The sequence below is a fragment of the Mycobacterium sp. genome, from assembly GCF_049802695.1.
In the GTDB taxonomy this organism is placed as follows: domain Bacteria; phylum Actinomycetota; class Actinomycetes; order Mycobacteriales; family Mycobacteriaceae; genus Mycobacterium.
Genome location: NZ_JBARMY010000335.1, coordinates 1 through 6,612, shown reverse-complemented (window position 1 = coordinate 6,612; position 6,612 = coordinate 1). Strand labels below are relative to the sequence as shown.

General features: G+C 65.6%; 9 protein-coding genes and 1 pseudogene. 2 read left to right on the top strand and 8 right to left on the bottom strand.

Translation table 11 applies throughout. The features are described from left to right. The 8 genes and pseudogenes from WA317_RS13830 to infA form a co-directional block, all read right to left on the bottom strand. Positions 1 to 236: pseudogene (locus WA317_RS13830) on the bottom strand (tRNA pseudouridine(38-40) synthase TruA); the annotation flags it as partial. Further along, a complete protein-coding gene (gene rplQ / locus WA317_RS13825) occupies positions 124 to 759 on the bottom strand; it encodes a 50S ribosomal protein L17 (protein WP_425173573.1) in 636 nt (211 codons plus the stop codon). The pseudogene WA317_RS13830 and the gene rplQ, both read right to left, overlap by 113 nt. A 37-nt stretch (positions 760 to 796) precedes the next feature. Further along, positions 797 to 1,840 carry a DNA-directed RNA polymerase subunit alpha gene (locus WA317_RS13820; RefSeq protein WP_425173572.1) on the bottom strand — a complete coding sequence of 348 codons (1,044 nt, stop codon included), beginning with the start codon at positions 1,838 to 1,840 and terminating at the stop codon, positions 797 to 799. Positions 1,841 to 1,973: 133 nt separating this feature from the next. Beyond that, positions 1,974 to 2,579, bottom strand: coding sequence for a 30S ribosomal protein S4 (gene rpsD, locus WA317_RS13815; protein ID WP_425173571.1), 606 nt, complete (start codon positions 2,577 to 2,579; stop codon positions 1,974 to 1,976). Positions 2,580 to 2,605: 26 nt separating this feature from the next. Next, the gene (gene rpsK / locus WA317_RS13810) at positions 2,606 to 3,028 is read right to left on the bottom strand and encodes a 30S ribosomal protein S11 (protein ID WP_425173570.1); all 423 of its coding nucleotides are present in this window, start codon (positions 3,026 to 3,028) and stop codon (positions 2,606 to 2,608) included. 3 nt (positions 3,029 to 3,031) lie between these two features. Beyond that, on the bottom strand, positions 3,032 to 3,406 hold the full coding sequence (gene rpsM, locus WA317_RS13805) for a 30S ribosomal protein S13 (RefSeq protein WP_425173569.1): 375 nt from the start codon (positions 3,404 to 3,406) through the stop codon (positions 3,032 to 3,034). Between the two features lie 177 nt (positions 3,407 to 3,583). Next, positions 3,584 to 3,697, bottom strand: a complete 114-nt coding sequence (gene rpmJ / locus WA317_RS13800) for a 50S ribosomal protein L36 (RefSeq protein WP_003879483.1) — start codon at positions 3,695 to 3,697, stop codon at positions 3,584 to 3,586. 63 nt (positions 3,698 to 3,760) lie between these two features. Further along, a complete protein-coding gene (gene infA / locus WA317_RS13795; RefSeq protein WP_003418601.1) occupies positions 3,761 to 3,982 on the bottom strand; it encodes a translation initiation factor IF-1 in 222 nt (73 codons plus the stop codon). A gap of 250 nt (positions 3,983 to 4,232) precedes the next feature. On the opposite strand from infA, the gene WA317_RS13790 reads away from it, so the two are divergent. Next, complete coding sequence (locus WA317_RS13790) at positions 4,233 to 5,909, top strand: FAD-dependent oxidoreductase (protein ID WP_425173568.1); 1,677 nt, start codon at positions 4,233 to 4,235, stop codon at positions 5,907 to 5,909. A 4-nt stretch (positions 5,910 to 5,913) separates the two neighbouring features. Continuing rightward, positions 5,914 to 6,612: cyclic nucleotide-binding domain-containing protein (locus WA317_RS13785; protein ID WP_425173567.1), on the top strand; the 699-nt coding region annotated here is incomplete at its 3' end.

Below are 6,612 nucleotides of genomic sequence, written 5' to 3'. Positions count from 1 at the left end.
GCCACCGTCCGCTGCCCGGCCTGCACCGCCCAGCCCGCGAACTCCGTTCCGTCGTAGGCGATTTCGAGCCGAAGACGAACGCGCCCGCCACCGTCGCCGGTGGCGGGCACGTCCACAGGGTCTTCAGGACTCGTCGGAGTCAGCTTCGACGTCGGGTTGCGGAGCCTCGGAAATGGCCACCGCTTCCGCTTCCGGCGCTTCCTCCGCGGCTGTCGACGCCTCGGTCTCCGAGGCATCGGCTTCCGGAGCATCGGCCGGTTCCGGTGTCTTAGCTGCCTCGGTGTTGACGGCCTCCGGCTCGACCGCGGCCTGCGGTGCGGCAGCAGCGGCCTCCGGTGCAGCCTTCTTCACCGACTGCGCGCCGGCGACCCGACGCGCGCGGTCGGCCTCCGACGTCACCGTCTTTTCCCGAACCAGCTCGATCACCGCCATCGGCGCGTTGTCACCCTTTCGCGCCTCGACTTTGATGATGCGGGTGTAACCGCCGTTGCGGTCGGCGAAGAACGGCCCGATCTCCGCGAACAGGGCGTGCACCACATCCTTGTCGCGGATCTTTTTGAGCACCTCACGCCGGTTGTGCAGCGTGCCCTTCTTCGCATGGGTGATCAGCTTCTCGGCGTACGGTCGCAATGCCCGCGCCTTGGGCTCGGTGGTCTTGATCCGGCCGTGCTCGAACAGCGACGTCGCCAGGTTGGCCAGGATCGCCTTCTGGTGCGAGGACGACCCGCCGAGGCGCGGACCCTTGGTGGGCTTGGGCATGCGATCGCTCCTGTCTAGATGGCGCTGACTCTGGTTATCAGAGCTGTTCGGTTTCGGCGTAGTCCTGGTCGTCGTAGGTGGCGTCGCTGGACCAGGTGCCGGTGGCCACGTCGTAACCCGCGACCTCCGACGGGTCGAAGGTGGCCGGGCTGTCCTTGAGCGACAGACCCAGTTGGTGCAGTTTCACCTTCACCTCGTCGATCGACTTCTGACCGAAGTTGCGGATGTCGAGCAGGTCAGACTCGGTGCGTGACACCAGTTCACCGACGGTGTGCACACCTTCTCGCTTGAGGCAGTTGTAGGACCGCACCGTCAGGTCCAGATCGTCGATCGGCAACGCGAACGACGCGATGTGGTCCGCCTCGGCAGGCGACGGACCGATCTCGATACCTTCGGCCTCCACGTTGAGTTCGCGTGCCAGTCCGAACAATTCGACGAGCGTCTTACCGGCGGACGCCAGCGCGTCGCGGGGGCTGATCGAGTTCTTGGTCTCGACGTCGAGGATCAGCTTGTCGAAGTCGGTGCGCTGCTCGACACGGGTGGCATCGACCTTGTAGGTCACCTTGAGCACCGGCGAGTAGATGGAATCGACTGGGATACGGCCGATCTCGGCACCCGACGCCTTGTTCTGAACAGCCGGGACGTAGCCGCGGCCCCGCTCGACGACGAGCTCGACCTCGAGCTTGCCCTTGTCGTTGAGGGTCGCGATGTGCATGTCGGGGTTGTGCACCGTGACATTGGCCGGCGGCACGATGTCACCGGCGGTCACCTCACCCGGGCCCTGCTTGCGCAGGTACATCGTCACCGGCTCGTCCTCCTCCGAGGACACCACCAGACTCTTGAGGTTCAAGATGATGTCGGTGACGTCTTCCTTGACGCCGGGAACGGTGGTGAACTCGTGCAGCACACCGTCGATGCGGATGCTGGTGACCGCCGCGCCGGGGATCGACGACAACAGCGTACGCCGGAGCGAATTGCCCAGCGTGTAGCCGAAACCGGGCTCCAGCGGTTCGATGACGAACTGGGAACGGTTGTCGGCGACGACATCTTCGGACAGGGTGGGTCGCTGTGAGATCAGCATGGTGTTTCCGTTACTCCTTCTCGGCATCCGCTATTTGATGCCGCTGTATTTCCGGCGGCGACCCGCTGCGCTTGGCTTCGCCACGCTTGCGATCGCCGCTCTGTTGTCTGGCGCCGCCTCCGCGGCTCCAGCACTACTTCGAGTAGAACTCGACGATCAGCTGCTCGGTGAGCGGGACGTCGATCTGCGTCCGCTCGGGCAGCTGGTGAATCAGGATGCGCTGGCGCTCGCCGACCAGCTGCAGCCAGCTCGGGATGGGGCGGTCACCCGCGGTTTCCCGCGCGATCTGGAACGGCACCGTGTTCAGCGATTTGTCTGAAATGTCGATGATGTCGTACTGCGAGACGCGGTAGCTGGGGATGTTGACCTTCACACCGTTGACGGTGAAGTGGCCATGGCTGACCAGCTGGCGGGCCATCCGCCGGGTGCGAGCGATCCCGGCGCGGTAAACGACGTTGTCCAGCCGGCTCTCCAGGATCCGCAGCAGGTTCTCACCGGTCTTACCGCTGTGGCGGGTGGCTTCTTCGTAGTAGCGACGGAACTGTTTTTCCATCACACCGTAGGTGAAGCGGGCCTTCTGCTTTTCCTGCAGCTGCAGCAGGTACTCGCTCTCCTTGATCCGCGCGCGGCCGTGTTGGCCGGGCGGGTAAGGGCGCTTCTCGAAAGCCTGGTCGCCGCCGACGAGGTCGGTGCGCAGCCGGCGCGATTTGCGGGTGATGGGTCCGGTGTATCGGGCCATGGTGTGTTTCTCCTCCTCGACCCTGGCTAAACCCTGCGGCGCTTGGGCGGACGGCAGCCGTTGTGCGGCTGCGGGGTGACATCGGAAATGGCGCCGACCTCCAGACCAGCGGCCTGAAGCGAGCGGATCGCTGTCTCACGGCCGGAACCGGGGCCCTTCACGAACACGTCGACCTTGCGCACTCCGTTCTCCTGCGCCTTGCGGGCGGCGTTCTCCGCGGCGAGCTGGGCGGCGAACGGAGTCGATTTCCGCGAACCCTTGAAACCGACGTGGCCGGAGGACGCCCACGCGATGACGTTGCCCTGCGGGTCGGTGATCGTCACGATCGTGTTGTTGAACGTGCTCTTGATGTGGGCGGCGCCGTGCGGGACGTTCTTCTTCTCCCGCCGCCGGGTCTTCTGCCCCTTCTTCGGCGCCTTGGCAGTCCCGGTTGCTTTCTTCGGTGGCATCGGTTACCTGGCCTTCTTCTTGCCGGCGATGGTGCGCTTGGGGCCCTTGCGGGTGCGCGCGTTGGTCTTGGTCCGTTGGCCACGCACCGGCAGGCCGCGGCGGTGACGCAACCCCTGGTAGCAGCCGATCTCGATTTTGCGGCGGATGTCGGCCTGCACCTCGCGGCGCAGATCACCCTCGACCCGCAGCGTGGCCTCGATGTAGTCACGCAGTGCGGTCAGCTGGTCGTCGGTGAGATCCTTGGTGCGCTGCTCGCGGTCGATGCCGGTGGCGGCCAGGATTTCGTTGGAACGCGTGCGGCCGATGCCGTAGATATAGGTCAGCGCGACCTCCATCCGCTTGTCGCGCGGAAGGTCGACGCCCACGAGTCGAGCCATATGTGGCGATCCTCTTTCTTTGCGGAGGTCTGGTCCCAGTCCGTTCCCGCCTGCTGGCGGGGCCCGGCCTCCGTGCCGGGCGTAGCTGAGCTGGCCCATCTCATTAGATGCCAGCCGCTCACTGGTACTGGGAGGTCTGCATTCAGTTGTCGGTGCTGGCTAAGGCCTGGTCTACTTTCAGCCCTGCCGCTGCTTGTGGCGCGGATCGGAGCAGATCACCATGACCCGCCCATGCCGGCGGATCACCCTGCACTTGTCGCAGATCGGCTTGACGCTCGGGTTCACCTTCACGGCTGTCTCGATCCTGTTCTGTCTACTCGTCGCTTAGTGGGTATCGGGCTGGAAAGCGCCCGGTTACTTGTACCGGTACACGATGCGGCCCCGGGACAGGTCGTAGGGAGACAGCTCCACCACCACCCGGTCCTCGGGCAGGATGCGGATGTAGTGTTGCCGCATCTTGCCGCTGATGTGGGCAAGCACCTTATGGCCGTTCTCCAGCTCAATGCGGAACATCGCATTGGGCAGGGGCTCGACCACGCGGCCCTCGACCTCTATGGCGCCGTCCTTCTTGGCCATAAGTTTCCAGCAGTCCTCGTCTTTGGTTTCGTTCGTTGAATGCGCCCTGACCGGCGCAACAATCACCCCGACTTGAACGTGAGCCGGTGACAGGAAATTCCTAGGACAGGGCACGCAAAAAGCCGGCGCGGATGGCGCACCGTTGTCCCACGATACCCGGTCATTCACCCGGGCCAAAATCGCTGAGGGAGAAGTCCGGCGCCCTGCTTCCCGCGCCGCGAGGGCCATCACGAGCGCATACTTAATCGCGATGACCGGAGCCTTGGCCGGGCCAGCCCAGCCGCGCAAGCCCGTAATGCTGACCGTCGACGACGATCCCGCCGTGTCGCGCGCAGTGGCGCGGGATCTGCGCCGCCACTACGGGGAACACCACCGCATCGTGCGCGCAGAGTCCGGATCCGACGCGCTGGAGACTTTGAAGGAACTCAAATTGCGCGGCGAAACGGTCGCCATGTTCCTGGCCGACTACCGGATGCCGCAGATGACCGGTATCGACTTCCTCGAACAGGCTATGGATCTGTATCCGGCGGCCCGGCGGGTGCTGCTGACCGCATACGCCGACACCCACGCGGCCATCGACGCGATCAACGTCGTCGACCTCGACCACTACCTGCTCAAGCCATGGGACCCTCCCGAGGAGAAGCTCTACCCCGTCGTCGACGCGCTGCTCGACGCCTGGCGCCGGGCACCGCAACACCCGATCCCGCACACCAAGGTGATCGGGCACCGCTGGTCGGCACGGTCCTGGCAGGTCCGCGACTTCCTGGCCCGCAACGGGCTCTACTACACCTGGTTCATGGCCGACGAGCCGGCGGGCGAGCAACTGTTGCAGGCCGCCGGCGAGGACGGCCTGCGGCTACCGGTGGTGGTCACCGAGAAAGGGCAAACGCTCGTCGAACCGACCGACGCTCAACTGGCCGACACGCTGGGCCTGACCACCACGCCGTCGCAGGAGTTCTACGACTTGGTGGTCATCGGCGGCGGTCCCGCGGGGCTGGCGGCTGCCGTCTACGGGGCGTCGGAGGGTCTGCGCACCGTGCTCATCGAACGCACCGCCACCGGCGGCCAGGCCGGCCAGAGCTCGCGCATCGAGAACTACCTCGGCTTCCCGGACGGGGTGTCGGGCGGCCAACTCGCCGAGCGGGCACGCAGGCAGGCCGAGAAGTTCGGCGCCGAGCTGATCACCGCCCGCACCGCCACGGCCCTGGAAGTGAACGGAGCCGCCCGCACGGTGCGGTTCGCCGACGGCGGCTCCATCGACGCGCACGCGGTCATCCTGGCCACCGGCGTCGCCTATCGCCAACTGGCCGCCACCGGCTGCGACGAGCTGACCGGCCGCGGCATCTTCTACGGGGCCGGCATCTCCATCGCGTCAGACTGCAAGGACGAAGAGGTTTACGTGGTCGGCGGGGCCAATTCGGCCGGCCAGGCCGCGATGTACCTGTCGCGCCAGGCCAACTCAGTGACCATCGTCGTGCGTGGCCCGTCGTTGGAGGCGTCGATGTCGTACTACCTAATCCAGCAGATCGAGCAGAACCCCAAGATCACCGTGCGCACCTGTACCGAAGTTCACTGCGCTACCGGAGACGATCACCTGGAGAAGCTGACCCTGATCGACAATCGGACCGGCGTTACCGAGGATGTCACCTGCGGCCGGATGTTCATCTTCATCGGCGCCTCGCCGCGCACCGACTGGCTTGACGGGGTAGTCGCCCGCGACGACCGCGGCTTCATTCTCACCGGGCCGGACCTACGCAACGTCTGCGGATGGACGCTGGACCGTCCACCGCACCACCTGGAAACCAGCGTGCCGGGCGTGTTCGTGGCCGGCGATGTGCGCGCCGACTCCGCCAAACGGGTCGCAGCCGCTGTCGGCGAAGGATCGATGGCCGTGATGTTCATTCACCGCTACCTGGCTGAGGCATAGCATCATGACCAGCAACCGACTCCCGTGTGACGCCGACGAGCTGCGCACCCTGTTCTTGTTCGAGAGACTCTCCGACGAGCAGCTCGATGTGTTGTGCACCAACGGCCACATCCAGCACTACGAGCCGGGACCGATCATCGTCGAGGGTGAGCCGGCAACCTGCTTCTACGTCCTGATCGAAGGCGAGCTGGCGATGTCGAAGCTCTCCGGTGGTCAGGCCATCGAGACGAACCGGACATCACAGCGCGGCGTGTATTGCGGTGCCTGGCGGGCGTTCACCGGCGGGACCCAAAAGCTCTACGACGCGTCGGTGCACGTGACCAAGCCGTCGCGGTTCTTCGTCATGGACGCCCCGGTGTTCGCCAAGTTCATGAAGGACCAATTTCCGATGGCGGTTCATCTGCTCGACGGGATCGCCGTGGGCACCGACCGGACCCGCCGGATCATCGACAACCGGGAGAAGCTGCTTGCGCTGGGCCGGTTGTCGGCCGGGCTGACCCATCAGCTGAACAATCCGGCCGCGGCCATCGCACGGGCGGCCGATGAGCTGCGCGGCCGGATCTCCCGCATGCGCGGGAAACTGGTGATGCTCGCCGACGGCACAGTCAGCGCTGAAACGCTGAACGCATTGGTGCGGCTACAGGAGGCGGTCGCCGAGCAGGTCGCCAAATCGGCGTCGGAGCACCTGACCGCGCTCGAAACC